Source organism: Sulfitobacter sp. KMM 9851 (assembly GCF_057178245.1).
Map to the genome: position 1 here is coordinate 367952 of NZ_CM169991.1, position 26266 is coordinate 394217.

General features: G+C 59.3%; 26 protein-coding genes. 17 read left to right on the plus strand and 9 right to left on the minus strand.

Annotated features, from left to right (window positions below; translation table 11 throughout):
- The first annotated feature begins 25 nt into the window (after nucleotides 1-25).
- Together AC1965_RS01785 and AC1965_RS01790 are read left to right on the plus strand one after the other, a co-directional pair.
- The gene (locus AC1965_RS01785) at nucleotides 26-670 is read left to right on the plus strand and encodes an LON peptidase substrate-binding domain-containing protein (RefSeq protein ID WP_483885601.1); all 645 of its coding nucleotides are present in this window, start codon (nucleotides 26-28) and stop codon (nucleotides 668-670) included.
- A complete protein-coding gene (locus tag AC1965_RS01790) occupies nucleotides 667-849 on the plus strand; it encodes a Trm112 family protein (RefSeq protein WP_483885602.1) in 183 nt (60 codons plus the stop codon). Before AC1965_RS01785 ends, AC1965_RS01790 begins: the two co-directional genes overlap by 4 nt.
- Here the strand turns inward: AC1965_RS01790 and AC1965_RS01795 are convergent.
- A complete protein-coding gene (locus AC1965_RS01795) occupies nucleotides 846-2072 on the minus strand; it encodes an FAD-dependent monooxygenase (RefSeq protein WP_483885603.1) in 1227 nt (408 codons plus the stop codon). The genes AC1965_RS01790 and AC1965_RS01795 overlap by 4 nt on opposite strands.
- 84 nt (nucleotides 2073-2156) lie before the next feature.
- Here AC1965_RS01795 and AC1965_RS01800 point away from each other — a divergent pair, with 84 nt between their 5' ends.
- The 4 genes from AC1965_RS01800 (at nucleotide 2157) to AC1965_RS01815 (ending at nucleotide 8478) form a co-directional block, all read left to right on the plus strand.
- A complete protein-coding gene (locus AC1965_RS01800) occupies nucleotides 2157-3485 on the plus strand; it encodes an amidase (protein WP_483885604.1) in 1329 nt (442 codons plus the stop codon).
- A gap of 144 nt (nucleotides 3486-3629) precedes the next feature.
- Nucleotides 3630-4811, plus strand: coding sequence for an aminotransferase class I/II-fold pyridoxal phosphate-dependent enzyme (locus AC1965_RS01805; protein ID WP_483886957.1), 1182 nt, complete (start codon nucleotides 3630-3632; stop codon nucleotides 4809-4811).
- A 14-nt stretch (nucleotides 4812-4825) separates the two neighbouring features.
- Complete coding sequence (locus tag AC1965_RS01810; RefSeq protein ID WP_483885605.1) at nucleotides 4826-7702, plus strand: DNA translocase FtsK; 2877 nt, start codon at nucleotides 4826-4828, stop codon at nucleotides 7700-7702.
- Nucleotides 7703-7878: 176 nt separating this feature from the next.
- Nucleotides 7879-8478, plus strand: coding sequence for a LolA family protein (locus AC1965_RS01815; RefSeq protein ID WP_483885606.1), 600 nt, complete (start codon nucleotides 7879-7881; stop codon nucleotides 8476-8478).
- A 68-nt stretch (nucleotides 8479-8546) separates the two neighbouring features.
- Here the strand turns inward: AC1965_RS01815 and AC1965_RS01820 are convergent, their stop codons facing one another.
- The gene (locus AC1965_RS01820) at nucleotides 8547-9134 is read right to left on the minus strand and encodes a transglycosylase SLT domain-containing protein (RefSeq protein ID WP_483885607.1); all 588 of its coding nucleotides are present in this window, start codon (nucleotides 9132-9134) and stop codon (nucleotides 8547-8549) included.
- Nucleotides 9135-9149: 15 nt separating this feature from the next.
- Here AC1965_RS01820 and AC1965_RS01825 point away from each other — a divergent pair, with 15 nt between their 5' ends.
- Together AC1965_RS01825 and hspQ are read left to right on the plus strand one after the other, a co-directional pair.
- Nucleotides 9150-9482: a hypothetical protein gene (locus tag AC1965_RS01825; protein ID WP_483885608.1), complete on the plus strand. Its 333-nt coding sequence runs from the start codon at nucleotides 9150-9152 to the stop codon at nucleotides 9480-9482.
- A 35-nt stretch (nucleotides 9483-9517) separates the two neighbouring features.
- On the plus strand, nucleotides 9518-9844 hold the full coding sequence (gene hspQ, locus AC1965_RS01830) for a heat shock protein HspQ (RefSeq protein ID WP_483885609.1): 327 nt from the start codon (nucleotides 9518-9520) through the stop codon (nucleotides 9842-9844).
- 38 nt (nucleotides 9845-9882) lie between these two features.
- Here hspQ and AC1965_RS01835 read toward each other — a convergent pair whose 3' ends face one another.
- The 3 genes from AC1965_RS01835 to AC1965_RS01845 form a co-directional block, all read right to left on the minus strand.
- Nucleotides 9883-11460: a gamma-glutamyltransferase family protein gene (locus AC1965_RS01835; RefSeq protein WP_483885610.1), complete on the minus strand. Its 1578-nt coding sequence runs from the start codon at nucleotides 11458-11460 to the stop codon at nucleotides 9883-9885.
- Between the two features lie 354 nt (nucleotides 11461-11814).
- Entirely contained in the window at nucleotides 11815-12252 is a 438-nt protein-coding gene (locus tag AC1965_RS01840) for an ATP-binding protein (RefSeq protein ID WP_483885611.1), read from the minus strand.
- A 44-nt stretch (nucleotides 12253-12296) separates the two neighbouring features.
- Nucleotides 12297-12635, minus strand: coding sequence for an STAS domain-containing protein (locus AC1965_RS01845; protein ID WP_483885612.1), 339 nt, complete (start codon nucleotides 12633-12635; stop codon nucleotides 12297-12299).
- A gap of 87 nt (nucleotides 12636-12722) precedes the next feature.
- Here AC1965_RS01845 and AC1965_RS01850 point away from each other — a divergent pair, with 87 nt between their 5' ends.
- From AC1965_RS01850 to AC1965_RS01880, 7 genes are all read left to right on the plus strand, one after another.
- Complete coding sequence (locus AC1965_RS01850) at nucleotides 12723-13895, plus strand: thiolase family protein (protein ID WP_483886958.1); 1173 nt, start codon at nucleotides 12723-12725, stop codon at nucleotides 13893-13895.
- Nucleotides 13896-13983: 88 nt separating this feature from the next.
- A complete protein-coding gene (locus AC1965_RS01855; protein WP_483885613.1) occupies nucleotides 13984-14442 on the plus strand; it encodes a GAF domain-containing protein in 459 nt (152 codons plus the stop codon).
- A 63-nt stretch (nucleotides 14443-14505) separates the two neighbouring features.
- Nucleotides 14506-15078, plus strand: a complete 573-nt coding sequence (locus AC1965_RS01860) for a helix-turn-helix domain-containing protein (protein WP_483886959.1) — start codon at nucleotides 14506-14508, stop codon at nucleotides 15076-15078.
- Between the two features lie 3 nt (nucleotides 15079-15081).
- Nucleotides 15082-15705, plus strand: coding sequence for a LysE family translocator (locus AC1965_RS01865; protein WP_483885614.1), 624 nt, complete (start codon nucleotides 15082-15084; stop codon nucleotides 15703-15705).
- Nucleotide 15706: 1 nt separating this feature from the next.
- Nucleotides 15707-16081, plus strand: coding sequence for a GFA family protein (locus AC1965_RS01870; protein WP_483885615.1), 375 nt, complete (start codon nucleotides 15707-15709; stop codon nucleotides 16079-16081).
- Nucleotides 16074-18521, plus strand: a complete 2448-nt coding sequence (locus AC1965_RS01875) for a GcvT family protein (RefSeq protein WP_483885616.1) — start codon at nucleotides 16074-16076, stop codon at nucleotides 18519-18521. The genes AC1965_RS01870 and AC1965_RS01875 overlap by 8 nt, the downstream gene beginning before the upstream one ends.
- A 70-nt stretch (nucleotides 18522-18591) precedes the next feature.
- Nucleotides 18592-21033, plus strand: coding sequence for a GcvT family protein (locus AC1965_RS01880; RefSeq protein WP_483885617.1), 2442 nt, complete (start codon nucleotides 18592-18594; stop codon nucleotides 21031-21033).
- Nucleotides 21034-21035: 2 nt separating this feature from the next.
- On the opposite strand, the gene AC1965_RS01885 is transcribed toward AC1965_RS01880, so the two are convergent.
- On the minus strand, nucleotides 21036-21446 hold the full coding sequence (locus tag AC1965_RS01885; RefSeq protein ID WP_483885618.1) for a nuclear transport factor 2 family protein: 411 nt from the start codon (nucleotides 21444-21446) through the stop codon (nucleotides 21036-21038).
- 58 nt (nucleotides 21447-21504) lie between these two features.
- Between AC1965_RS01885 and AC1965_RS01890 the strand changes: the two genes are divergently transcribed.
- A complete protein-coding gene (locus AC1965_RS01890) occupies nucleotides 21505-22152 on the plus strand; it encodes a pseudouridine synthase (RefSeq protein ID WP_483885619.1) in 648 nt (215 codons plus the stop codon).
- Here the strand turns inward: AC1965_RS01890 and AC1965_RS01895 are convergent.
- The gene (locus AC1965_RS01895; RefSeq protein WP_483885620.1) at nucleotides 22149-22988 is read right to left on the minus strand and encodes an alpha-1,2-fucosyltransferase; all 840 of its coding nucleotides are present in this window, start codon (nucleotides 22986-22988) and stop codon (nucleotides 22149-22151) included. The two genes, AC1965_RS01890 and AC1965_RS01895, sit on opposite strands and share 4 nt — an antisense overlap.
- A 247-nt stretch (nucleotides 22989-23235) precedes the next feature.
- A complete protein-coding gene (locus AC1965_RS01900) occupies nucleotides 23236-24663 on the minus strand; it encodes an aldehyde dehydrogenase family protein (protein WP_483885621.1) in 1428 nt (475 codons plus the stop codon).
- 160 nt (nucleotides 24664-24823) lie between these two features.
- On the opposite strand from AC1965_RS01900, the gene AC1965_RS01905 reads away from it, so the two are divergent.
- Nucleotides 24824-25477: a peroxiredoxin gene (locus AC1965_RS01905; protein ID WP_483885622.1), complete on the plus strand. Its 654-nt coding sequence runs from the start codon at nucleotides 24824-24826 to the stop codon at nucleotides 25475-25477.
- Here the strand turns inward: AC1965_RS01905 and AC1965_RS01910 are convergent, their stop codons facing one another.
- Complete coding sequence (locus AC1965_RS01910; RefSeq protein WP_483885623.1) at nucleotides 25478-26194, minus strand: glycosyltransferase family 25 protein; 717 nt, start codon at nucleotides 26192-26194, stop codon at nucleotides 25478-25480.
- Nucleotides 26195-26266: the final 72 nt, after the last annotated feature.

Sequence of the window (26266 nt, forward strand, 5' to 3'; positions counted from 1 at the left end):
AGTTGGGCGCACTACGTCCCATGTCATGATCAAGCCCGCAGAATTGCCAGACACCATCGCGATTTTCCCCTTGGCTGGGGCGTTGCTGTTGCCGCGCTCGCGCCTCCCGCTCCATATATTTGAGCCGCGTTATCTGCAGATGGTCGAAGATGCGTTGAAGACCGATGCGCGTCTGATCGGCATGGTGCAGCCCAACCCGGTTCCGGGGCGCGACGGGCCTGGCTTGCATACCATCGGCTGTGCCGGACGGATCACCCAGTTTTCCGAAACCGAAGATGGCCGTTATATGATCACCCTCGGCGGTGTTTCGCGCTTTCGCGTGGTGAGCGAAATTGAAGGTTTTTGCCCCTACCGCCGCTGCGATGTGAACTGGGACGGCTTTGATCGTGATTTGGGCAAAGACGAGGCTGATAATACCTTTGATCGTGAGTGCTTTCTTGATCTGCTTGGCAGGTATTTTGACGCGCGCGGTCTGTCGGCGGATTGGGATACTTTGAAAGAGGCGGACGACGAGCTGTTGATCAATTCCCTTTCGATGATGCTGGATTTCGAAGCCGAGGATAAACAGGCGCTGCTCGAGGCGCCTTCGCTTGAGACGCGGCGGGAAACATTGGTTACGCTGATCGAATTTTCGATGCGCGGCGGGCAAGAAGAAGGGCTGATGCAATGAGTGAAACAACGGTTCAATTTGATCGCCGTATGCTGGAAGCGCTTATCTGTCCGCGCACGCAGACGACGCTGAGCTATGACGCCGACAAGCAGGAGCTTGTGTCGAAAGCCGCCGGTTTGGCCTATCCGATCCGCAACGGCATCCCCATAATGCTGGTGGACGAGGCCCGACCGCTTTAAAGGGGTTCACCCTGCATCAAGCGCGGCAGTTCCCCGGTCAGGCCAGCGGCCTCGCGGATAAAGTTCCGGCGCAGGCCGGGCAATGCGTTGACGGCCGCCATGCCGATATCTCGCGCCAAGCGGATCATGGGGTTATCGTTTGAAAACAGCCTGTTGAAACTGTCTGTCGCCAGTGCAAGCGCGGTGTTGTCAAAGCGCCGCCATTCCTGATACCGCGCAAGTGCCGCGTCGCTGCCGGGGTCTTCGCCCCGCCGAGTGGCATCTGCGATGACCTCCGCCAGTGCAGCAACGTCGCGCAGGCCCGCGTTCAATCCCTGACCCGCAATCGGATGCACGCCATGCGCGGCGTCCCCGACAAGGGCCACACGGGGCGCGATCATGGTATGCGCCAGCGACAGACCCAGAGGATAGGTAAACCGCGCACCCGTCAGTGAGATGTCGCCCAGAAAGCTGCCGAAACGGGGTCGCAATACGTCGATGTATTCAGCGTCCGGCAGGGCGTGGATAGATGCGGCATTGGCCGTGGTCTCGCTCCAGACGATAGACGATCTGTTGCCGGTCAGGGGCAGGATTGCCAGTGGTCCGGGGGGCATAAAAAACTGATGCGCAATTCCGTGGTGGGGCAATTCGTGTTCCAGCGCGCAAACCAAAGCGGTCTGGCCATAGTCCCAGCCGATCCGTTTGATGCCAGCCCGTTGTCCGGTCCCTGTGGCACGCCCATCCGCCCCGATTGCCAATTTCGTGCGCAGTGTTTGACCGCTTTCCAAAGTCAGCGTGACGCCGGTGGCATCGACCTGTTGCGCGGTGACCGCCTGACCGTTCAATGAGGTCACCTCGGGCGTGGCTTTGACGGCGTCCAGTAAGGCGCGGCGCAGATGGCGGTCTTCGACCATGTGGCCCATCGGACCTTCTTCGATCTCGGCGTGGTCGAAATGCATGAACATCGGCGACGGGCCTTCGCCCGCGCGCCCGTCCGTCACCTTGATTTCCAGCATCGGTTGGGCGTGGTCGACAATAGCATCCCACAGGCCGAGGCCATGCAACAAACGCACTGAGGTCAGCGCCAGCGCGTAGGACCGGCCATCGAAGGCGGCGTTCTTGCGGGTTTTCACCTCTAGCGCGTCGATAAGCGTCACGCGCAGCCCCACCTTTGCGAGGGCCAAAGCCAAGGCGGGCCCGTTCAACCCGCCGCCGATGATCGCTATGTCGCTGTCAAAATCCATGCCCCTTGATATGACTGCCCGGCAGGGATTGTCCATGCGCGGAACGGTCGCTACCTTCCGACCAAATTACCAAGGGGACGTTCGATGCAGGATTGGTTGAAAATGACGGCGGCGGATCTGGGGCGCGGGATCGCATCGGGGGAAATTGACCCGGTGAACCTCTGCCAGACCTATCTGGATGCCATCGACGCGCATCCGATGCGCGACCGCATCTATGCCCGCGTGACCCCCGACCGCGCATTGGCCGAAGCGCGCGCTTCGGCGGAACGGGCTGCCGCTGGGCATCGCCTGTCGCTACTCGACGGCGTGCCAATCAGCTGGAAAGACCTATTTGATACTGCCGGAACGGCCACCGAAGCTGGGTCAAAGCTGCTTGAGGGTCGGGTGCCTGATGCCGATGCCGAGGTGCTGGTAAATGCCACCGCGATGGGGCTGGTTTGCCTGGGCAAAACCCATATGAGCGAACTGGCCTTCTCTGGCCTGGGACATAACCCTAGCACGGCCACATCGCCGTGCATCAATGATGAAACGGCAGTGTCCGGTGGGTCGTCTTCTGGCGCGGCGGCCTCTGTGGCTTTTGGTCTGGCTGCGGCGGCAATCGGCTCTGACACTGGCGGTTCGGTGCGTATTCCGGCGGCATGGAACGATCTTGTTGGGCTGAAAACCACTGCGGGCCGACTGTCGCTTCAGGGCGTGGTGCCACTGGCGGCAAAATTTGATACGGTCGGCCCGATCTGCCGCTCAGTCGAGGATGCGGGCCTGCTTTTGGCGATGCTGGAAGGCAGCAAACCTGCGGACCTGCAAGACACCCATCTGGAAGGCCGACACTTTGCCGTTCTGCGCAGCGTCGTGATGGAAAACATCGCGGATGACCCCGCCGAGGCCTTTCGAGGCGCGGTCGAGCGTATTCAGGACGCCGGCGCCACCGTCGACTATATCGACGTGGCAGAGGTGGACGAGGCGATGCCGCTGAGTTCGTGTCTTTATACCGTCGAGGCTTACGGCCTTTGGCGCGACATCATCGAAGCCAGCCCCGATGCGATGTTTGCTGAAATTCTTGAGCGGTTTCGGCTGGGTAAGGGATTTTCCGGGCCGGATTATGTCGCGGCTTGGGCCAAGCTGGATCTGGCGCGCGCAGGATATGACCGGGCCGTGGCAGGCTATGACGCGGTGCTGGTGCCCACCGCAGCGATGTTGCCGCCAAATTTGCAGCGCCTGAGCGATGATCATGACTACTATCTTGCGCAGAACCTTATGGCGCTGCGCAATACGCGGATAGCGAACCTGATGGGCCTATGCGCGCTGACCCTGCCAACTGATGTGGCATCTTGCGGTCTTTCACTGATGTGCGCCCCCAACATGGAGGAACAACTGTTGCGCCTGGGCGTCGCTGTAGAGGAAGCCCTGCGCTAAGCCGTTGTAAATGGGCGCGAAGCACCACGACCAAAAAGCCACAAGTGCAGCATCATCGCCCGGTTTTTCTGGACGAAAGCGCTGGCCTTAGGTAGCTTGAAACAAACGGGGCGATAATGATCCCGACCTGAGGCAGTTTAAATGATGTTTCCTGAGCGGTTTTCGAACCTTCCGGCCCATGCATGGCCGCGCCTGCGCGCATTGTTGGATGCGCACGAGGGTGGCGGTGTGCCGGTTCACATGACCATTGGTGAACCCAAGCATGAATTTCCTGCTTGGGTCACGGATGAGATCGTCCAGAACGCTGCGGGCTTTAACAGCTATCCACCGAACGAAGGGTCGCCCGAACTGCGCCGGGCCATTTCCGGCTGGATCAAACGCCGCTACGCGGTCGATATGGACCCCGATACCGAAGTAATGGCCCTGAACGGGACGCGCGAAGGGCTGTATAACGCTGTCATGGCGTTGTGTTCGGAGACAAAGAATGGTGAACAACCTGCCATTCTGATGCCGAACCCTTTTTACCAGGTCTATATGATCGGGGCGATTTCTGGCGGTGCCGAGCCGGTGATGGTGCCAGCCACCGCAGAAACGGGGCATCTGCCCGATTTTGCCAACCTGCCCGAAGAAGTATTGCGCCGCACCACAGCCGCCTATCTGTGTTCGCCTGCGAACCCGCAAGGCGTTGTGGCAACGGCAGAATACTGGGCCGACCTGATCGCGCTGGCCGAGAAATACGATTTCCTGATTTTTGCCGACGAATGCTATTCAGAAATCTACCGCGACACGGCGCCGACGGGCGCGCTGGAGGTGGTCAAGGATCTGGGCACCGACCGTAACCGCGTGGTGATCTTTCACTCTCTGTCGAAGCGTTCGAACCTTCCAGGCCTGCGTTCTGGCTTTGTTGCCAGTGGCCCCGGTACGATCCGCGAGATGAAGCAGTTGCGCAACTACGCCGGCGCGCCCTTGCCCTTGCCGCTGCAACAGGCTGCCGCAGCCGTGTGGTCTGACGAAGAGCACGTGCGCGAAAACCGCGACCTGTACCGCGAGAAATACGAGATCGCGGACCGTATTCTGGGCAATGTGCCGGGCTACAGCAGCCCGCAGGCCGGCTTCTTTTTGTGGCTTCCGGTCGAGAATGACGAGGCAGCAGCGCTGAAGCTGTGGCGCGAAACCGGCGTGCGGGTGCTACCCGGCAGCTATCTGGCGCAGGATGTGAACGGGGAAAACCCCGGCAAGACATATATCAGGGTCGCGTTAGTGGCCCCAAAAGACGAAACGACGCGCGGGTTGGAAGCGATCCGTGACTGTCTGTATTCGACATAAACGAGGGACGACGCATGGCATATCAGACACGGGGACGCGATCCATTGCTGGACAGCAACATGGCCGAGGCGATTGAAAAGCGCGGCAAGGAGTTGCTGGGCCTGGCGCTGATCATGCTGGGTGTGATGGCCGCGATGATGATCGGTAGCTACACGCCCGATGACCCCAACTGGATGGTGTCCACAGATGCGCCGGTGCAGAACTGGATGGGCCGGATGGGTGCGTCGATTGCCGCGCCTCTGTTTATGATTGTGGGTTGGGGCGCTTGGGGCATTGCCGTGGTTCTGCTGGTCTGGGGTGTGCGTTTTGCATTGCACAGAGGCGAAGACCGCGCCATCGCGCGCCTGATATTTGCGCCGATTGCTGTGGCCCTGGGGGCCATCTATGCCGCGACGTTGACGCCAGATTCGCAGTGGCTTCAGACGCATAGTTTTGGTCTGGGCGGTCTGTTTGGCGATACCGTGATGGGGGCGATGCTCACGATCCTACCAATTGGTTCGACCTTTACGGTCAAGCTGATGTCGCTGTTGATGGGCGTCGCTATCCTTGCATTGGGCGCATTCGTGCTGGGCTTTACCAAGGTTGAGCTGGGCCGCATCCTGCGGTTTTTGCTGATTGGCGTCATCATGGCCTACGCTGGGTTGATGAACCTGTTGGGCCGCGGTGCCAACGGTGCCGTGATGGCCGCGCAGAACATGTCAGCACGCCATGCCGACCGTCGCGAACGCCTTCGCCAAGAGGCCGAAGATGCGACAGACTTTGCCGCAAGCCAGCCCGAATACAATTGGTCCGAAAACAACTATGGGCAGGCAGCGCCGATGCCCATCGAACAGGCGATCCCAAAAACCAGTCTTCTTGGCCGGATGCCAGGTTTGATCAAACGCCCCGATGCGATGCCCGAACCGGAACTGATCGAAACCTATAGCGATGCCGTGGTCGATGAAGCGCCCGGCGAGGAACGGATCAAAAGCAAGATTGCCGACGTGATCAAGAACCGTGTGCGCAGCACCACAGCGCTCCACACCCCCACCACTGCGCCGCTGACCCGCGGGCGGGGCAGGGGGCCTGATCCATTGGTGCTGAGCACTGCGCCCGGTGCGCGGTTGCGGGCAGAACCGCCATTGACCGGCGGCGCGCGCGCAGAACCACCGCTGACTGCAACACCGCAGCTGCAACAGCAACCGATTACCACAATGATCGAACCGGAAATGCCGGACGAAGTGTTGCCATTGCAAGAGACCCCCGTGGCCGAGACGATCCAAATTCCGATCGCTGAGCCGCGCAAGGTCGTGCAGCAGCCGGTACGCAAGCCTGTCCAGCCATCACGCCAAGCGCGGGCAGAGGCACAGCCGACCCTTACCTTTGAAGACACGCATCCCGGTTTCGAGTTGCCACCGCTCAACCTCTTGGAAAGCCCGGAAACCGTGCAGCGCCTGCACCTCAGCGATGAGGCATTGGAAGAAAATGCGCGGATGCTGGAAACCGTGTTGGATGATTATGGCGTCAAGGGTGAGATCGTCGCCGTGCGCCCTGGCCCCGTTGTCACCATGTACGAGCTTGAACCAGCGCCGGGTCTCAAGGCCAGCCGTGTGATTGGTCTGGCCGACGACATCGCACGCTCGATGGCGGCGTTGTCGGCGCGGGTATCGACCGTGCCGGGCCGCAGCGTGATCGGCATTGAACTGCCCAATGAACACCGCGAAAAAGTCGTGCTGCGCGAAATTCTCGCAGCGCGTGACTTTGGCGACAGCAATATGCGCCTGCCGCTGGCCCTGGGTAAGGACATCGGTGGCGACCCCGTCGTTGCCAACCTTGCCAAGATGCCGCACCTTCTGATCGCGGGGACCACCGGGTCGGGTAAATCCGTGGCGATCAACACGATGATCCTGTCGCTGCTCTATAAACTGACGCCCGAAGAATGCCGCATGATCATGATCGACCCAAAGATGCTGGAACTCAGCGTCTATGACGGCATCCCGCACCTGCTGTCCCCAGTTGTGACCGACCCGAAAAAGGCGGTTGTGGCGCTGAAATGGACTGTGGGCGAGATGGAAGAGCGCTATCGCAAGATGTCCAAAATGGGCGTGCGCAACATTGAAGGCTATAATGGCCGTGTGCGCGAAGCGCTGGCCAAGGGCGAAATGTTCAGCCGCACCGTACAGACAGGGTTTGACGAAGACACCGGCGAGCCGATCTTTGAGACAGATGAGTTCAAGCCCGAAACACTGCCATATATTGTCGTGATCGTGGACGAGATGGCCGATCTGATGATGGTCGCTGGTAAAGAGATCGAAGCTTGCATCCAGCGTCTCGCACAGATGGCGCGGGCATCGGGCATTCATTTGATCATGGCCACACAACGTCCTTCGGTGGATGTTATCACCGGGACGATCAAGGCCAACTTCCCGACCCGGATTTCGTTTCAGGTGACGTCTAAAATCGACAGCCGTACGATCTTGGGTGAAATGGGGGCCGAACAGCTGCTGGGCATGGGTGACATGCTGTATATGGCGGGCGGCGCCAAGATTATCCGCTGCCACGGACCCTTTGTCAGCGACGAAGAAGTCGAAGAGATCGTCAATCACCTCAAGGCATTTGGTGAACCCGATTACATCGGCGGCGTGGTCGAAGGCCCGTCCGAGGAGAACGAAAGCAGCATCGACGCGGTGCTCGGCCTTGGCGGCAATACCGACGGCGAAGATGCGCTGTATGATACTGCCGTGCAGGTAGTGATCAAGGATCGGAAATGTTCCACCTCCTACATTCAGCGCAAGCTGGCGATCGGGTATAACAAGGCCGCGCGTCTGGTAGAGCAGATGGAAGATCAAGGCCTTGTGTCGCCCGCCAACCATGTCGGCAAACGTGAAATTCTGGTGCCAGAACAGGGATAGGCTTACCTCCTCCTCCCCTTGTGATCTGAGCATGCCAAAACACCGGCGGGCCCCTAGTCCCGGCGGTGTTTTTTTGTGAGATGGTCAAGGGGCAGGCGAAAATCTGCCCTATGATATCGCATATCACCGCGCCGCGCCCTATGTCTGAGCATGAGGCAAAACCCAAGGAAACAAATATGCGTATTCTGAATTCTGTGATCCTGGCGATCGGTATGGCTGTCACCGCCCCCCTTGCGGCGATGGCGCAGCAACTGTCGCTTGGCGAAATTTCGGGTTATCTGAACCAGTTGCAAACGGCTAAAGGTGATTTCACCCAGATCAACGACGATGGGTCTATCAGCACCGGGACGATCTATATCAAACGGCCCGGTAAGGTCCGATTTGAGTATAACCCGCCCGAATCCGCACTGGTCGTCGCAGGTAGCAATACCGTTGTTATCTATGATAAAAAGTCGAACCAGCCGGCTGAAACCTACCCGCTTTCGAAAACACCGCTGTCGATCATCCTTGCTGAAAAGGTTGATCTTGGCCGTGCCAAGATGGTGACGAACCATACTTATGACGGCACGGCGACAATTGTCACGGCTCAGGACCCCGCACATCCCGAGTATGGCAACATCCAGTTGAAGTTCACGGGCAACCCGGTCCAACTGCGCCAGTGGATCATCAACGACGGCAATGGCAGCAAAACAACGGTTGTGCTGGGCGATCTGAATGTTGGGGGCGCGCTACCCAACAGCCTGTTCGATGTCAGCAAGCCAAAACAGTCTCGCTGAATGTTTAGTTAAATTGCATAATAAGCAAAAAGCCCCAGCCATGATTGCCGGGGCTTTTTGATATTTGGTCAGCCGCGTAGACGACAGCCCGCGATCTGGGCCTGGTACATCTGCGCGCGGGCGTCCACCTTGCCCGCAACACCGACCAGCCACGCCTTACTGTTATAACTTTGCCGGGCAAAGCCTGTGTGGCCCTCGTGATAGGCCAGATACTGATTGCGTGCATCATGCAACGCGATACCGTTACGATCCCGGCTTTGGTTCATGTACCAGCCCATAAAATCGGTGGCGTCGCGGATATGATCCCGCTTGGCCCGGTTGCGGCCTTCGGCAACTTGATACTCTGCCCAGGTGGCATCCAGCGCTTGCGAATAGCCAAAGGCGCTGGACTGACGCCCCATCGGGAGGACGCCCAGCACGTATTTGAATGGCGTGCGCGCGTCAGCGACAAATTTGCTTTCCTGATGGATAGTGGCCATCTGCACATGCACCGGCACTCCCCACCTGCGTTCTGTGGCGCGGAAAGCCTTGTAGTATTCGGGGCGCTCTTTGAGAATCGTGCATGCGTCGTCTAGATTACGGGGCGTTGACGTATCTCCGCCACCGCAGGATGACACCAGCAGCACAATTATCAATGCGCGAAGGGTTTTGCTCATTTGCCTCTCGCTTTTTTGTCGTTTCTTGCTTTTTACAGCAGTTTACCCGATTCTGCGCTGGCATCACATCACTATTTTTACAGCAATGCGAACCGCAACAGCGGCATTGTGCCGAAAGCCATCAACTTGGATATCACCAGCCTGCCGACGACAGGTTGGGCATTGGCGGCACTTTTTCAGCTGGCAGCAACACCAATACCTAATCGTTGCGCGACGCAGCGCGGCGAAGGCGTAGCGTCCGGAGTGGATTTTAAGGCGTATAGGGCCACGATTAGGCGCACTGTCACTGTCAAGTTCACAGTCTGTTTCCCCGGCATGGTGCCGGAGGATTGGACAAATGCCTCTTGAAACGACTACTAACGAAAGGTAGGGGCTGCAATGTTATGATACGTACGCGCGCAAAATATCACCTCGGGCAGATTGTCCGTCACAAGAAACATCCCTTCCGAGGGGTGATCTTTGACGTGGACCCTGAATTTGCCAATACAGAGGAATGGTACGAGGCGATCCCCGAAGAGAACCGGCCGACCAAGGGGCAGCCGTTTTATCATCTTCTGGCTGAGAATGACCAAAGCTACTATGTGGCCTATGTGTCTGAACAGAACCTTGTTGCCGATTATTCCGGGGAACCTGTGGATCACCCGGACATCCCCGATCTGTTCGGCCCCTTCACCGATGGGGCCTATCCGCTGCATTTTCAGCTGAACTAAACGCGCAGGCGGGCAGTGCGCCTACCTGCGGTTTTACCTTAGTACCCCAGCGCGCAACCATCCTTGCGTGGATCGCTTGCGCCCTCAAGCACGCCGTCATCGCGAATACGAATGGCCTGCGCCCCACCAATCGGTGTTTCCGGGATTTCGATCTTGTGGCCCATGTCGGCCAGTGCCTGCACGACATCGGGTGCATACCCGCGTTCAATCTTCAAGATATCGCCATCGGCAAAGGCGCGGGGCGCATCTATTGCCGTCTGAGCGTCCATGCCGAAATCCGTTAGATTCGACGCAAATCGCGCATGACCACAGCACTGATACGCACCACCCATCACTCCAAAGGGCATGGTGACCTTGCCATTTTGGCAGATCATACCGGGGATGATCGTGTGCATCGGTCGCTTGCCGCCCTGCAATTCATTGGGGTGACCCTTCTCAAGGCTAAAGCCTGCCCCCCGGTTCTGCATCAGGATGCCAAATTTGTCCGATGCGATGCCGGAACCGAAGCCGTGAAAGATAGAATAGATCAATGAAACGGCCATGCCGTCACCGTCCACCACAGTGATATAGATTGTGTCCTTGTGCACCGCTTCGCTGATCCTCGTGGCCGAGGCCATCGCCTTGGCGGGGTCGATCAGCCCCGCCAGCGAACGCGCAGTTTCGGGCGCCAGCATATGCTCTAGCCGTGTGGTATGCTCGGGGTCAGCCAAGAACCTGTTGCGAGCGTCATAGGCCAGCTTTGTCGCTTCGGCTTCGATGTGCAGCCGCTCTGCGCCCAATGGCGCCATCCCGGCAAGGTCGAAATGGCCCAAGATATTAAGCAGCAACAATGCCGTTGCCCCCTGACCGTTGGGCGGATGCTCCACCACTTCGATGTCTTTGTAGGGACCACGGACCGGGATGGTTTCGGTACAGACCGCATCGGCAAAATCCGCCGCCGTGTGGGTGCCACCCATCGCCTGCAGGCTGGCGATCATGTCGTCGGCGATTTCCCCTTTATAAAACGCATCCCGACCCTGTTTGGCGATCCGGCGCAACACTTCCGCCTGCCCGGGGGCGCGGAAGATATCGCCGACGCGGGGAACATTGCCGTTGATCAGGTAGTGATTGCGCGCCTTGCCTTGCAGTGTGCCCGCATCAGTCGCCCAGTCATGGGCGACGCGGGGTGCGACCGGCACACCGGTTTCTGCATAATGAATCGCAGGTGCCAACAGTGCGTCCAGCCCCAGTTTTCCAACACTGTCAGACAAGTGGCAAAAAGCGTCGATCGCGGTGGGAATGGTGACCGCATGGGCAGACCTCAACGGCACCGCCGTTTCACCCTTTGCGCGCAACATCTCAGCGCTTAGGCCGGCAGGCGCGCGCCCGGACCCATTTAGTGCCTGAATGTCATTGCTGCCCGCAGGGGACCAAAGCACAAAGCAGTCGCCCCCAATCCCGGTCATTTGAGGTTCGCAAAGGCCCAACAGGACAGCGCCGGCGATAGCGGCGTCCATTGCGTTGCCACCCCGCGCCAAAATATCGACTGCGACCCGCGCGGCCAGTGGATGGGACGTGGCGCACATGCCATTTGTCGCTAGGACGGGTGACCGTCCGGGGAGGTGAAAGTCGCGCATATATTGCCCCTGTCGCTGAAACTTGGCAGAGTCTAGCCTGCCTTTGCAGGGCTGCCAATCATGATAGGGGGAAAGTAGTTCCTCGGCACCGCGCACTGGGTGGGGGCTATTAAACGCGATGCCGAGGGAAGCCATATGCAGCTACAAGTGCAGGTATGCAGCCCAACCAAGGCGGAAATGTGATCGAGGTGAGGCCGTTTCTTGATTTACACTGGCGGGAATGCGGCAGGGTTAACGCCTTTCCCCATGATTCATGAGTTAATGCCGTGCCTCAAAACACAGGACGCCCTCCGCAGGTTGGGGTGTGGCCGTGTGATTTATTTGGGGGTGCTGACGCCTGGCGCTGACACTAGGCTATGCCGGGGCTGGAATGGCCACCGCAAGTCGCAGATCTAGCTGATTTTGTTTGCCAACCCGATGATAGCAGACGTCCTTCGCCAAATCCCTGATCAAGAACCATCCAAAACCACCTTCGGGCAATTCGCTGTCTGGCACATCCAAGTTCTGGGCCATACCGAGAGGCGCCTGACCATCCGGCATCGCATAGCCTTCATCATTGATGCGAATGTGCAGTCCGTCTGCGCTGTGCAGGCAGTGGATGTGAATCAGCCCTGCTGCCTGCGGGTCGGGATAGGCGTGTTCGTTAATGTTGTTCAACGCTTCTGCGAGCACCAGTTCCACGGTGCTGGCTTCTTCCAAGTCAAGGCCCAGCGGATCAAGGCCATCCAGCACCTTGCGCAGCGCCTCGCGCACGGCAAATTCACTGCTTTCAATGTAGACGTCGAAAGGCAACAGCGTGGCAGAGTGCCTAGTGGAACATCCCGGCCTGTGCATGCTCAGACGCTCTGCGCCGACAGTGCCGCGTCCAATGTGTTGAAAACACTGAATACGGAATCCATCCGCGTCAGTTTGAACACCTTTTCAACTGCCGGCGTCAGGCCGGCCAGAACCAGCGACCGTTGCGGTGCAAGGTGCTTCATCGTCGCGACAATCGCACCCAGCCCGCTGGAATCTATGAAATCAACCCGGTGTAGATCTAGGATTACGACATTAGGGGCATCTGCGGTGGTTTGGCGCATCGCCTCTTTAAACTCAAGCGCTGCTGCGGCATCAATACGCTGATGCATGACGCTGACAACGCAAAAGCGGTCTTCAGTTTTTGCAGAAACTTCCATAGACAAATCCCGTGACCCATAAGTTATCAGACCTGATAGCCGCAAATCCTTACCAATTGATGAGCGGCTTTGACCAAGGAGACCATGATGCGCAATGTAGTAATTGCTGGTGCGGCCAGAACGCCAATGGGCGGATTTCAGGGCGTTTTTGAAACGCTCACCGCTGCCGACCTTGGCGGCATGGCGATCAAGGCGGCCTTGGACGGGGCAGGGAACGCACAGGTCCAGGAGGTGCTGATGGGCTGCGTCTTGCCTGCGGGGCAGGGCCAGGCACCGGCGCGTCAGGCCGGGTTCAAGGCCGGCTTGGGCGAAGACGTGCCCGCCACCACCCTGAACAAGATGTGCGGATCGGGCATGAAGGCGGCGATGATCGCCTTCGATCAGATCGCGCTGGGTCAGACAGATGTCATTGTAGCGGGCGGCATGGAAAGCATGACCAACGCGCCCTATGTCCTGCCGAAAATGCGCGGTGGCGCGCGGCTGGGGCACGGGCAGGTGATTGACCACATGTTCCTCGACGGGTTGGAAGACGCCTATGACAAGGGCCGCCTTATGGGCACCTTTGCCGAGGATTGCGCCGAACGCTTTCAATTCACCCGCGAGGTGCAGGACGATTACGCGCTTGCCTCCCTGTCCCGCGCGCTCGACGCGCAGTCGGGCGGCGCATTTGCCGACGAAATCGCGCCGGTCGAGGTTACCTCGCGCAAGGGCAGCGCCACCATCACCGCCGATGAACAGCCCGCCAGCGCCCGGCCGGAAAAAATTCCACAACTCAAACCCGCCTTTCGTGAGGGCGGAACTGTGACAGCGGCCAATTCTTCGTCCATATCAGACGGTGCGGCGGCGCTGGTGCTGGCGAGCGAAGACATCGCCAAAGCCCAAGGTCTGAATATCCGGGCCCGCATCGTAGGCCACGCCAGCCATGCGCAGGCCCCCGGTCTGTTCACAACCGCCCCCGTGCCTGCCGCACAAAAGCTGCTCGACAGGATCGGTTGGCGCAAGGAAGACGTGGACTTGTGGGAGGTGAACGAAGCCTTTGCCGTGGTTCCCCTGGCTTTCATGCATGAAATGGGTCTGTCGCATGACATCGTAAACGTCAACGGCGGTGCCTGCGCCTTGGGTCATCCTATCGGTGCATCGGGCGCACGGATCATGGTTACACTGCTGAACGCGCTTGAAAAGCGTGGCCTGAAACGCGGTGTTGCAGCAATCTGCATCGGCGGTGGTGAAGGCACGGCAATCGCCATCGAACGCCTCTGACCCTTTCTTTCAGGCCATAAACAATCCTCGGAGCGCTGGGGGGGGGCAGGCAGCCCTCCGGTGGTTCCCTTACCCCCCCAGGCACATCATGCACGTTGATTACACTACCCTAGCAAAAAACATTGCCGCCCTTACCGAAGGCGAAGATGACGCGGTGGCACTGATGGCGACAGTTGCCTGCGAAGTGCACCACGCAGATGATCGTTTTGACTGGACCGGCTTTTACCGTGTGACCGCACCAGCACTGCTCAAGATCGGTCCCTATCAGGGCGGCCACGGTTGTCTGGTGATCCCGTTTTCGCGCGGTGTCTGCGGGGCGGCGGCCCGTACGGAGCAGGTGCAACTTGTGGCTGATGTCGATGCCTTTCCGGGTCATATCGCCTGCGCCAGCTCCACGCGATCTGAACTCGTTTTGCCTGTATGGAACGGGCAGGGCACGCTGCTGGGCGTGTTCGATATCGACAGCAACCAACCAGACGCCTTTACGCAGAACGATGCCGACGCTCTTGGTGCAATTCTGAAAACAAGCTTCGCGTCCGTGAAATAGTTCTGGATTTTTTCACGCGAGTCGGTCAACGTGAAATTATATATCCAATTTTCACGAGCCGACATGCAGCACAGCACGCCCGACATCTCCGAAACTTTAGGCGCTGACCTGCGTGCCTTGCGCAAGGCACGTGGGCTGACCTTGAGCGACATGGCCGAAACACTTGGCCGTTCCGTTGGTTGGCTCAGCCAGGTTGAACGCGACAAATCCGAACCCTCAATTACCGATCTGCGCCATATCGCGGCCTGTCTGGGGGTCTCTGTGTCCATGCTGTTCCGTCACGCCGCCGCTCCGGCGCATGAGGCAGGCTATATCGTGCGCGCGGGCGCACGGCGGCGCATTGGGTCGGCCATTGCCGGTCTGGTAGAAGAACTGCTGTCCCCGGACCTGACCGATGATTTCGAGATGGTGCATTCCACCTTTCAGCCCCATAGCCGCATCAAGGCCGCCGTAACACGCCCTACCCAAGAGGTCGGCTACCTGCTCTCCGGTGCGCTCCAGATCGAGATCGCAGGCACCACACATGACATCGCCCCCGGTGACAGCTTTCGCATACGGGGCGAGCCGTTCCGCTGGGCCAATCCCGGTGCAGAACCCGCTGTGGCCATCTGGGTCATCGCGCCACCGGTGTATTGAGCCATGACATTTGACGCATGGATCATCTTTGCCTTGTTCTGGCTGGTTTTCGTCACCACGCCCGGGCCAAATGCGGTGAACTGTATCACCAACGGCATGACCCTGGGCTTTCGCCGTGCCCTGATCGGCGTGCTGGCGATTCTGACGCAGGCAACGCTGTTTTTGCTGCTTTCGGCGGTTGGGGTCACTGCGTTGATCGCCGCCTCGCCCGAGGCATTTCTGGTGGCCAAGCTGATTGGCGCGGGGTTTCTGATCTTTCTGGGGCTGCGCGGCTGGTTGACGGCGCGCAACCCGCCAATGGTGCAAGATCGCCCTGCGGCATCGGTCTATTTGCGCGCCTTTGCTATCGCCACGATCAACCCCAAGTCAGTCGCGGGTTACCTCGCTGCCTTTTCGCAACTCGTGCAGCCGGACGTGCCAATTTGGCAGCAGATGGGGGTGATCATGCCGACCGCGCTGACACTCACCGCGCTTAGCTATGTCGGGTTTACTGCGCTGGGGGCAGGTATTGGCCGCGCGGCGCTGGGGGCTGTGTTCAACGTCTGGTTTCGCCGGGTGATGGCGGTCTGTTTCATCATCTACGGGGTACTCTTGGGTGTCGCGACGCCCCTATCTGAAAGGACATGACATGTTGAAAGGCAGTTGCCTGTGTGGGGCGATCACATTCACCTCCGCTGCGGTTTCGCGTGATCCCGCCGCCTGTCACTGCGGCCAGTGCCGCAAGCAATCTGGCCACTACTGGGCCTCGGTGCAGGTCATGGACGATGGGCTGGCAATTTCGGGTACGCCCACTTGGTACGCCGCATCCGACGGCGCCAAGCGTGGCTTTTGCCCCACCTGCGGATCATTCTTGTTCTGGAAACGCAACGGTGATCCTGACACCGCCGTCGCGCTGGGTGCAGTTGACGGCGCCACCGGCCTTCGCCTGACGCGGCATATCTATACCTCCGACAAAGGCGATTACTACGAGTTGCCGCACGACGAAGGGACTAAGGATGTCTGATTTTCCCACCACCGCACGCGTGGTTATCATCGGCGGCGGCGTTGTCGGTGTTTCGTCGCTTTATCACCTGGCCAAGGCGGGCTGGACCGATTGCGTTTTGCTGGAAAAGAACGAATTGACCGCCGGCAGCACATGGCACGCCGCCGGCAATTGCCCCAGTTTCAGCACCTCCTGGGCTGTGATGAACATGCAGCGTTACTCGCTGGACCTCTACAAACGGCTCGGGGGCGAAGTCGGCTATCCGATGAACTACCATGTTACCGGCTCCGTCCGGCTGGCCCATGGCAAAAACCGGATGATGGAGTTTGAACGCGCCTGTTCGATGGGCAACTATCAGGGTCTGAACCTCGAAATGATGGACCTCGCGATGATCCGCGAGAAGTATCCGTTCATCGAAACGCATGACTTGGCCGGGGGGCTGTACGACCCCGACGATGGCGATATCGACCCGGCGCAACTGACACAAGCGCTGGCCAAGGGTGCACGTGACATGGGCGCGCGGATCGAACGGTTCTGTCCCGCGACAGGCGTCAGCCGCGATGGCGACGAATGGATCGTACACACCGACAAGGGCGATATCCGGTGCGAGAAGGTGGTTAACGCTGCCGGGTACTACGCGCAGCGGGTCGGGGAATGGTTCAAACCCCACGGCGGGCGCACCGTTCCCATGACCGTCATGTCACATCAATACTTCCTGACCGAAGAGATACCGGAGCTGAAGGACTGGACACAAAAGCAGGGCCACAAGGTGCCATTGCTGCGCGACGTCGACAGCTCCTACTATCTTCGGCAGGACAAATACGGGCTGAACCTCGGTCCATATGAACGCAACTGCCGTGCGCATTGGGTCACCCCGGACGATCCGATGCCCGATGATTTCTCGTTCCAACTTTATCCCGACGATCTGGAGCGGCTGGAGTGGTACATTGAAGATGCAATGGCACGGGTGCCGATTCTAGGCACCGCTGGCGTGGGCCGCGTGATCAACGGGCCAATCCCCTATGCCCCTGACGGCCTGCCGCTGATTGGCCCGATGCCGGGCGTGCCAAACGCATACGAAGCCTGCGTATTCACCTTTGGCATCACCCAAGGCGGTGGTGCGGGCAAGGTGCTGGCGGAATGGATCACCGAAGGGCAAACCGAATGGGACATGTGGGCGGTCGACCCGCGCCGTTACACCAATTACGCCGATCAAGCCTATTGCGATGCCAAGGCAGTCGAGACTTACGGCCACGAATACGCGATGCACTTCCCACGTCACCGCTGGGCTGCCGGGGGGGATAAACGTCAGTCGCCGCTGCATGCGCGCCTGCAAGACGCGGGCGCCGTTTTTGGCGCCTATAACGGCTGGGAGCGTGCCAACTGGTTTGCCAAACCGGGTGATGACACCAGCGAGGCCGCAACTCAAACCTGGGACCGCGAAGGGCCTTGGACCAAACGCGTGCAAAGCGAATGCGAGGCCGTGCGCGATGGCTGTGGCATCCTGCCGATTTCGGGGTTCACCCGGATCAAAGTCGCCGGGCCGGGCGCCCGCGATTTTGTCGACAGGCTGAGCTGTTCCGCCCTGCCAAAACCCGGGCGCATCGGCCTGGCCTATTTTCCCGACGACCGCGGCCGCGTCGTGACGGAAATGTCGGTGATGGTGCACGGCGATGATGATGTGGCGCTGATCACCGCCGGGACGGCGCAGTGGCACGATGCCGAGCATCTGTCGCGCCAGGCGCCCCCCGGCATCACCGTTACCGACCATTCCGACGAGGTGGAATGCGTGCTCGTCACTGGCCCGACATCGCGCGAGCTGCTCGCCCCGTTGACAGATCACGACCTGACCGCCCCATGGCTTTCGGTCAGCCTGCAGGGGCAGGTCGCAGGGCATGATTGCGCGCTGATCCGTGTCTCCTTTGCGGGTGAACTGGGTTGGGAGGTACATTGCGCCCCGGCGTCGGCCCCGGCGATATGGGACGCGCTGACGGATGCCGGTGCCGTACCCTTTGGCATGTGGGCACTCAATTCGCTGCGCATTGAAAAAGGGTATCGCGCGTGGAAGGGCGATCTTTCCACCGATTACAGTGTGCTTCAGGCGGGGCTGGACCGTTTTGTTAAACTGGACAAACCCAACGATTTCACAGGCAAGGCGGCGATGCTGCGCGAGAGGCAACAGGGTGTGACCAAGCGGTTCGCCACTTTGCTGGTCGATGCAGGCGATCAGGACGCGCCTTATATGTCGACGGTTTGGCATGACGGCGACATTGTGGGGGAAACCACCTCTGGCGAGTGGGGCTACCGCGTTGGCAGGTCCATCGCGCTGGCGATGCTGCGCAGTGACGTGGCCGTTCCGGGCACTGAAGTGCACATCAACATCTTTGGCAAGATGTGCCGCGCTGTCGTGCAACCTGACGCCCCGCTTTGGGACCCACATAACGAACGGCTGCGCGCTTAGCCGCTTTCTCGAATAGAAAACGTACCGGAGTTTTTGAAAACTTCGCCACCGCAGATTGGAGTTCTAAGCGATGTCCAGCGTCCCCTCCCAAGCCCGCGTCGTCATCATTGGCGGTGGCGTGATCGGCTGTTCAGTGGCCTACCACCTGACCCAACTGGGCTGGCAGGACGTGGTGCTGCTGGAACGCAAACAACTGACATCAGGAACCACATGGCATGCGGCGGGGCTGATCGCGCAGTTGCGCGCCAGCGCCAATATGACCAAACTCGCAAAATACTCTCAGGAACTGTACGGCAACCTAGAGGCCGAAACCGGTGTCGCCACCGGCTTCAAACGCTGCGGTTCTATCACCGTGGCGCTGACCGATGAACGCCGCGAGGAGATTTACCGGCAGGCGGCGATGGCCCGCGCATTTGGCGTGAGCGTCGAGGAAATCAGCCCGGCAGAGGTGAAAGACCGATACAGCCACCTCAATATCGATGGGGTGAAAGGGGCGGTCTATCTCGACAAGGACGGGCAGGGCGACCCTGCCAATATCGCGCTGGCGCTAGCCAAAGGGGCGCGGCAACGCGGCGGGCAGGTGTTTGAACGCACCGCCGTCACCGGCGTCACCCGGGTGGGCCGACGCATCACCGGCGTCGACTGGCAGCGCGGCGAGGAAACCGGCCACATCGTTTGCGATGCGGTGGTGAACTGCGCGGGGATGTGGGGGCACGGCGTGGGCCGGATGCTGGGTGCGAACGTCCCGCTGCACGCCTGCGAACATTTCTATATCGTGACCGAGGCAATTGCAGGGCTGACGCAACTGCCGGTACTGCGCGTGCCCGATGAATGTGCCTACTACAAGGAAGACGCGGGCAAAGTCCTGCTGGGCGCGTTTGAACCTAACGCGAAGCCTTGGCGGCTCGATATCCCTGCGGACTTCGAATTTGACCAGCTGCCCGAGGATTTCGATCATTTCGAACCGATCCTGGAGCGCGCTGTTCACCGGATGCCGATGCTGGCCGAGGCGGGGATACACACGTTTTTTAACGGCCCCGAAAGCTTTACCCCCGATGACGCCTACCACCTTGGTCAAGCGCCCGAGATGGACAATGTTTGGGTTGCCGCGGGTTTCAACTCCATCGGCATTCAGTCGGCGGGCGGCGCGGGTATGGCGCTGGCACAGTGGATGGACGCCGGTCAGAAACCCTTTGATCTGGGCGATGTGGATATCGCCCGGATGCAGCCGTTTCAGGGCAATCGGCGCTATCTGTTTGAACGGTCCAAGGAGACATTGGGCCTGCTTTATGCGGATCATTACCCCTACCGGCAAAAGGCCACGGCGCGCGGTGTGCGGCGCACGCCCTTTCACCATCAGTTGCTGGAAAACGGTGCAGTCATGGGCGAATTGGCTGGATGGGAGCGTGCAAACTGGTTTGCACGTCCGGAGCAAGACCCTGTCTATGAATACTCGTGGAAACGGCAGAACTTCTTTGACAACGTCGGGGATGAATTGCGGGCGGTGCGGAACAATGTCGGGATTTATGACATGTCGAGCTTCGGTAAAATTCGAGTCGAAGGGCGTGACGCCTGTGACTTCCTCAATCACGTGGGCGGCGGGCAATTCGACGTGCCGGTGGGCAAGATTGTCTATACCCAGTTTCTCAATCCGCGCGGCGGAATCGAAGCAGATGTCACCGTGACCCGTCTGTCAGAGACAGCCTATCTTGTCGTCACGCCTGCCGCGACGCGGCTGGCAGATGAAACATGGCTGCGCCGTCATGTCGACAATTTCAACGTGGTGATCACCGACGTGACCGCGGGCGAGGGCGTCTTGGCGGTCATGGGGCCTAATGCGCGCAAGCTCATGCAAATGGTATCGCCCGACGACTTTTCAAATGCAGCCAACCCATTTGGCACAGCACAAGACATCGAACTGGGCATGGGCCTCGCCCGCGTGCACCGGGTGACCTATGTTGGGGAACTGGGGTGGGAAGTTTACATCAGCACTGACATGGCGTCCCATGCGTTTGAGGTGCTGCACGCTGCCGGGCAGGAAATCGGCGCAAAACTTTGTGGGATGCACATGATGGATTGCGCCCGGATTGAAAAAGCGTTTCGCCACTTTGGCCATGATATCACGAGTGAGGATCACGTGCTCGAAGCCGGGCTTGGCTTTGCCGTGAAGACAGACAAACCCGATTTCATTGGCCGTGATGCGGTTCTACGCAAAAAGGACGCGGGGCTGAAACGGCGTCTGGTTCAGTTTCGCCTGCGCGACCCCGAACCGCTGCTTTATCATAACGAACCAATCCTGCGCGACGGGCAGATCGTTGGCTATCTGTCATCGGGCGCATACGGTCATCACCTTGGCGGGGCCATCGGGCTTGGCTATGTACCCTGCGCGGGTGAAACCGCACCCGAGGTTCTGGCCTCAAATTACGAAATTGACGTAGCGGGTGCGCGGTATGCGGCGGATGTATCGCTCAAACCGCTTTACGACCCCGCGTCAGAGCGGGCGAAAGTCTAGGATCAGCTTAGCGCATCTTTGAACGCGAGGAATGCGGGGTCTTTCATCACCCGCGCGTTCATCGCGTCACGCAACGCACCAACAGACTTATGCGGGCGCATGACGACCTCGAATGTCGCGATAAGCCCCTCATTGTCCAGCGTTATCAGGTCCACGCCTACAGCATCGAACGCCCCAATCTTGCACTGAAATTCCAGCGCCCAATCCTTGTCTGCGCCCATCACACGGCGATAGTGAAAATCACTGAACACCTGCCCAACGTGGCCAAGTACTGCGGCCACCGGCGCGCGGCCGGTCCAGGTTTTCCAATAGGTGGGCGGCAGGAACTTCACATTCTCGGCCAGCAGCGGCGCAATGGCGTCAGCATCGCCCTTGGCGACGACGGCTTGCATCTGTTCAATGGTGCTATGCATGGGCGGCCTTTGCGATCTGGTGGGTTGATCCCCCACTCTACATCTGGGAAGGGAAGGGATGGAAACGGAATATACGCCACCGCAGGACCCGCTGGTCGTCCTGCACGAAGATGCCGAAGTGCTGCTGGTCGACAAACCCGCCGGACTGCTGAGCGTGCCGGGCAAGGGGTCACATTTGGCCGATTGCCTTCTGGCACGGGTGCAGGCGGTATTCCCAGATGCGCTGCTGGTGCACCGGCTGGACCGCGACACATCGGGCGTGATGATCTTTGCCCTTACGCCCTATGCACAGCGCCATCTTGGGCTTCAGTTTGAAAAGCGTATGACGCGCAAGACCTATGTCGCGCGGGTTTGGGGCGTTCCGTCGGACAAGACGGGTACGATCGACCTGCCGTTGATCGTTGACTGGCCGAACCGCCCGTTGCAGATGGTCTGCCACGAAACCGGCAAAGCGGCACAAACGGATTGGCGCGTGCTGAAGGACGAAGGCGAGACATCTCGCATCCGACTGATGCCCAAAACCGGGCGCAGTCACCAGTTGCGGGTGCATATGCTGGCCTTGGGTCACCCGATCCTCGGTGATCCCTTCTATGCTACCGGACCCGCGCGCGATTTCCCGCGCCTGATGCTGCATTCCGAAGAGCTCAGGTTCAACCATCCTCAGGGCGGCACCTCGACCAAGGTGCGCGCCAAAGTGCCGTTCTAGATCCTGATCCAGTCGGCAGGCAGGATGTCGGGGTTATGCTGATGGTCATTGGCAAACCAGCGGGCCGGGGCGGCGACACGTTTGTTCGGATTCTGGTTCAGCCAGGCCGACCACCAACTGAAGGTGGAATTGGCAATGACATTGTGCTGACACAGGGACATCAGACGCATGTCCTCATGCGCGGTGTCGCGTCCATTCAGATCGACCACAACCTTGTCAAAAGGGACGGCCAGATTGTCGCGCGCCCAAGCGGGCTCGTCGGAGAATACAAAGACGGTCGGCGCTTTTGCCAAACCGTTGGTGACGGCATTGAGCGCCGCATCATAAAAGGCCTGATCACACACCGCTGTCGCGCCAAGGGCCACATAATCGCCGCGTCGCACATGCAGCGCGACCGACGGCCCTGCGGCAATCCGGGCCGCCATATCGGCGTTTTCCGGGGACATTGGCGGGGTCATCACAAACACCTTGCGCAGGTGGTCGGTGATGTCGTGAAAGTAACGCTCGCTTTGCCAATAACCGTGCAGATAGCTGTCATCGCCCCAAGTCGTAAATCCGGTATTATAGCCCAAACCGCGCTCGCGCCGTAGGTGTGGATGCCGACCCAGAACCCGCCATAGACCGTACGCCAGAGGACGCTTGTCCTGATCCGGAGGCAGTTTTTCCGGCGCCACAACAGGCAGATTAAATATATCGTTAAGGTCGCCCTGACCTGCTGCCGCCGCCCGACGTGTGTCGAGGGCCAGCGGCACATTCAGGCGCGTCGCCAAAGCCGCGCCTGCCGCGTATTGAAACATCTGGTTGCCGAGAAAGCCGTGCAGGCGGGAATAGATCATGCGCTTGGCTACCTTTTTCGTATGTCTTGGGCGGTATTACCTGAACGCGCCCTTATCAACCAGCGCAAATGAAACTGGCGATGAGCGTCGAAAGAGATCTTCACTTAGTTTAAAAACGCCCAAGCACCTTTGTGTAACGCGTCACTGCGCGACCGCTCGGCTGGTCGACATATGACAGGCGAGCGCGCTGTGGCGTATAAGAAAGGCCGCACAGTGGCGGCCTTACTCGTTAATTTATTGGGTGTGGTTATTCAGCGGCCCAGCCTGAGACCGCCTTGACCTCAAGGAACTCCTCAAGCCCGTACACCCCGCCTTCGCGGCCATTGCCCGACTGCTTGTAGCCGCCAAAAGGCGAACCTTGGGCAAATCCTTTGCCATTTGTTTCGACCATACCCGAACGCACCCGGCGCGCCACCCGGCGGCGTTTTTCCTGATCTTCGGTCTGGATGTAGTTGGTCAGCCCGTAGGGCGTGTCATTGGCGATGGCGATCGCTTCTTCTTCGCTCTCGAACGGGATGATCGACAGGACCGGGCCAAACACCTCTTCGCGGGCGATGGTCATGTCATTGTTCACATCTGCAAAGACCGTTGGTTTGACATAGTAGCCACGGTTCAACCCGTCGGGGCGGCCCAGACCACCGGCAACCAGACGTGCCTCCGCCATGCCTTTTTCGATCAGACCCTGAATCTTGTTGAACTGGGTCTCGCTCACGACGGGGCCGATGTGTTTGCCTGCGTCCGATGCGGGACCGACGTGGGTGTTATTAGCGACTTCCGCCGCCATTTCCACGGCTTCGTCATAGCGCGATTTGTGTACCAGCATCCGCGTGGGTGCGTTGCAAGACTGGCCGGAGTTGCCAAAACATTTAATCGCCCCCATTTTCGCAGCCTTCGGGTGCGCATCTTCAAAGATGATGTTGGCACCCTTGCCGCCCAATTCCAGCGAGACACGTTTCAGCGTGTCGGCGGCGGCCTTGGAAATGGCGATGCCCGCGCGGGTGGAGCCGGTGAAGCTGACCATATCGACATCGGGGTGCGCCGAAAGCTGGCTGCCCACGCCGGGGCCGTCGCCATTCACAAGGTTGAATACGCCGGCAGGAAAACCGGCCTCATGCACAAATTCGGCAAACAACAGCGCGCTGAGTGGGGCGATCTCTGACGGTTTGAGAACCATGGTGCATCCCGTCGCAATGGCGGGCACGGCCTTGAGCACGATCTGGTTCATTGGCCAGTTCCAAGGTGTGATCAGCGCGCAGACGCCAATCGGCTCCAACAGCGTCTTTTCAGTGCTGGTAAAATCACGCTCAAAGTTGAAATCTTCAAACGCCTTGAGGAAGCCTTCCATGTGCCAGCTGCCCGCGCCAACCTGGCTGCTGCGGCTCATGTCTATCGGGGCGCCCATTTCCATCGACATGGCCTGCGCCATTTCCTCGGATCGTGCATTGTAGATATCGAGCAGCTTCTTGATCAGCTTGGTGCGCTCTTCTTTTGAGGTCTGCGACCAGCCGTCAAAGGCGGCACGAGCGGCGGCCACGGCGGCGTTTGTGTCGGCCTCAGAACCAAGCGAGATGACGGCGCATTGCTCCTCGGTCGACGGGTCAATCACGGCGAGGTCATTGGCCTTGGCAGGGGCAACCCATTTACCGTTGATATAGAATTCGCGTTTCTCCAGCATGGTAAAACTCCTTTTATACATGCGGGCCTGTGGCAATGCCCGGGCCGAATTGGCGTCACTGTGTCACTGCCTAGATGGGGCCGCAAGAGAGGGGATGTAACCCGTCGCAATAAATACTACGTAAGAGATATCCGTTCAGACATTCACCCAGGAGGACATTATGGGCTTGCGTATTAACGATACTATTCCAGATATGACGGTCGAGACTGACCAAGGCACTATCAGCCTGCATGAATTCGTCGGCGACAAATGGGCGATCCTTTTCTCACATCCCAAGGATTTCACCCCCGTTTGCACCACTGAATTCGGCGCTGTGGCGCAACTGGCCGATGAATGGGCCAAACGCGACACAAAGGTCATCGGCATCAGCGTTGACGGCGTCGAGGATCACAAGAAATGGAAAGGCGACATTGAAAAAGTCGCCGGCGCCAAGGCCACATTCCCGATCATCGCCGACGCCGAGCTCGCGGTGTCCAAGGCCTTTGATATGCTGCCTGCCGAAGCTTATATGCCCGACGGTCGCACCCCCAATGACAGCGCGACCGTACGGTCGGTTTTCATCATCGGGCCAGACAAAAAGCTAAAGCTGTCGATGACGTACCCGATGAATGTGGGCCGCAACTTTGCCGAGGTGCTGCGCGCGCTGGATGGCTTGCAGACGGCCAACGGCAAGGGCGTGGCGACACCGGCGAATTGGAACGTCGGTGATGACGTGATCATCCCTACCACCGTTTCCGATGCGGATGCCAAGGCTAAGTTTGGCGATTTCACCACCGTGCTGCCCTACCTGCGCACCACCAAAGCGCCCAAGTAACTACGCCTTTTGGGGGCGCATCCTGACCTGCGCGCGATACCATGCGCGCCGTATTTCCCGCATCAGTTTGCCGCTGGTGCGGGTTTTTTTCTGAATGGTCGAACCACCGGTTTCCGCTGTCAATTCACGCACGCCATTGGGAATGACCGTCAGCATCCGCTGCCCCGTGACCCAGTGCATTTGCAGAAACGTGTCGACCGGGCGGTCAATGCGTGCGGATGCGGCGAGCAGCCGTTTTGCGGCGTTGCGCCCGACCACCTGACAGACAGTCTGCAATCCAACGACAGGGGGCTGGAACAACACAGCCTCGCCCTGCTGGGCAATAATCTTTCCCGGTGCTTCGCGCCTTTTCGCGGGCAGACGTATAAAACGATCCGGGCCCGCATGTGCCGTGATCAGCGCCAGCGCGTCGTTCCAAACTTTCGCGTCCAATCCCAGATCATCCTCGGCGATCAGCGCGTAATCTTCACCACTGTCGACGATCATCTGCCAGCATTTGCGGTGGCTGAGAAAACACCCAACTTCGCCGGGTGACAGGGCAAAGGGGTAGGCGGGGCTGTGCAGGTCGCCGGGGCGCAGGGTCATGCCCTCGGTCTGACTGGGGGCGCGGCCATTCACTGCGTCGATGACCCAAGCATCTGGCAACGCCTCAAGAAGACGCGCGACATTCTGCTGTCTCGCGTCGGTGCCGGGCATATGGATAATCAGCGATTTCATACCGTCTTCTTAGCGGCAATCGCGCGGCGGTCCAACGCCTCTGTTCGGCTCTACGTCTGGTCCGCACATAAA

Coding starts and splice junctions, on each gene's coding strand:
- AC1965_RS01895 (WP_483885620.1), bottom strand. CDS start 22,988: ATGATCTATTCCCGCCTGCACGGCTTTCTCGGCAACCAGATGTTTCAA.
- AC1965_RS01805 (WP_483886957.1), top strand. CDS start 3,630: ATGTTTCCTGAGCGGTTTTCGAACCTTCCGGCCCATGCATGGCCGCGC.
- AC1965_RS01785 (WP_483885601.1), top strand. CDS start 26: ATGATCAAGCCCGCAGAATTGCCAGACACCATCGCGATTTTCCCCTTG.
- AC1965_RS01875 (WP_483885616.1), top strand. CDS start 16,074: ATGTCTGATTTTCCCACCACCGCACGCGTGGTTATCATCGGCGGCGGC.
- AC1965_RS01890 (WP_483885619.1), top strand. CDS start 21,505: ATGGAAACGGAATATACGCCACCGCAGGACCCGCTGGTCGTCCTGCAC.
- AC1965_RS01815 (WP_483885606.1), top strand. CDS start 7,879: ATGCGTATTCTGAATTCTGTGATCCTGGCGATCGGTATGGCTGTCACC.
- AC1965_RS01850 (WP_483886958.1), top strand. CDS start 12,723: ATGCGCAATGTAGTAATTGCTGGTGCGGCCAGAACGCCAATGGGCGGA.
- AC1965_RS01820 (WP_483885607.1), bottom strand. CDS start 9,134: ATGAGCAAAACCCTTCGCGCATTGATAATTGTGCTGCTGGTGTCATCC.
- hspQ (WP_483885609.1), top strand. CDS start 9,518: ATGATACGTACGCGCGCAAAATATCACCTCGGGCAGATTGTCCGTCAC.
- AC1965_RS01910 (WP_483885623.1), bottom strand. CDS start 26,194: ATGAAATCGCTGATTATCCATATGCCCGGCACCGACGCGAGACAGCAG.
- AC1965_RS01800 (WP_483885604.1), top strand. CDS start 2,157: ATGCAGGATTGGTTGAAAATGACGGCGGCGGATCTGGGGCGCGGGATC.
- AC1965_RS01790 (WP_483885602.1), top strand. CDS start 667: ATGAGTGAAACAACGGTTCAATTTGATCGCCGTATGCTGGAAGCGCTT.
- AC1965_RS01795 (WP_483885603.1), bottom strand. CDS start 2,072: ATGGATTTTGACAGCGACATAGCGATCATCGGCGGCGGGTTGAACGGG.
- AC1965_RS01880 (WP_483885617.1), top strand. CDS start 18,592: ATGTCCAGCGTCCCCTCCCAAGCCCGCGTCGTCATCATTGGCGGTGGC.
- AC1965_RS01905 (WP_483885622.1), top strand. CDS start 24,824: ATGGGCTTGCGTATTAACGATACTATTCCAGATATGACGGTCGAGACT.
- AC1965_RS01810 (WP_483885605.1), top strand. CDS start 4,826: ATGGCATATCAGACACGGGGACGCGATCCATTGCTGGACAGCAACATG.
- AC1965_RS01870 (WP_483885615.1), top strand. CDS start 15,707: ATGTTGAAAGGCAGTTGCCTGTGTGGGGCGATCACATTCACCTCCGCT.
- AC1965_RS01885 (WP_483885618.1), bottom strand. CDS start 21,446: ATGCATAGCACCATTGAACAGATGCAAGCCGTCGTCGCCAAGGGCGAT.
- AC1965_RS01865 (WP_483885614.1), top strand. CDS start 15,082: ATGACATTTGACGCATGGATCATCTTTGCCTTGTTCTGGCTGGTTTTC.
- AC1965_RS01835 (WP_483885610.1), bottom strand. CDS start 11,460: ATGCGCGACTTTCACCTCCCCGGACGGTCACCCGTCCTAGCGACAAAT.
- AC1965_RS01845 (WP_483885612.1), bottom strand. CDS start 12,635: ATGGAAGTTTCTGCAAAAACTGAAGACCGCTTTTGCGTTGTCAGCGTC.
- AC1965_RS01860 (WP_483886959.1), top strand. CDS start 14,506: ATGCAGCACAGCACGCCCGACATCTCCGAAACTTTAGGCGCTGACCTG.
- AC1965_RS01855 (WP_483885613.1), top strand. CDS start 13,984: ATGCACGTTGATTACACTACCCTAGCAAAAAACATTGCCGCCCTTACC.
- AC1965_RS01900 (WP_483885621.1), bottom strand. CDS start 24,663: ATGCTGGAGAAACGCGAATTCTATATCAACGGTAAATGGGTTGCCCCT.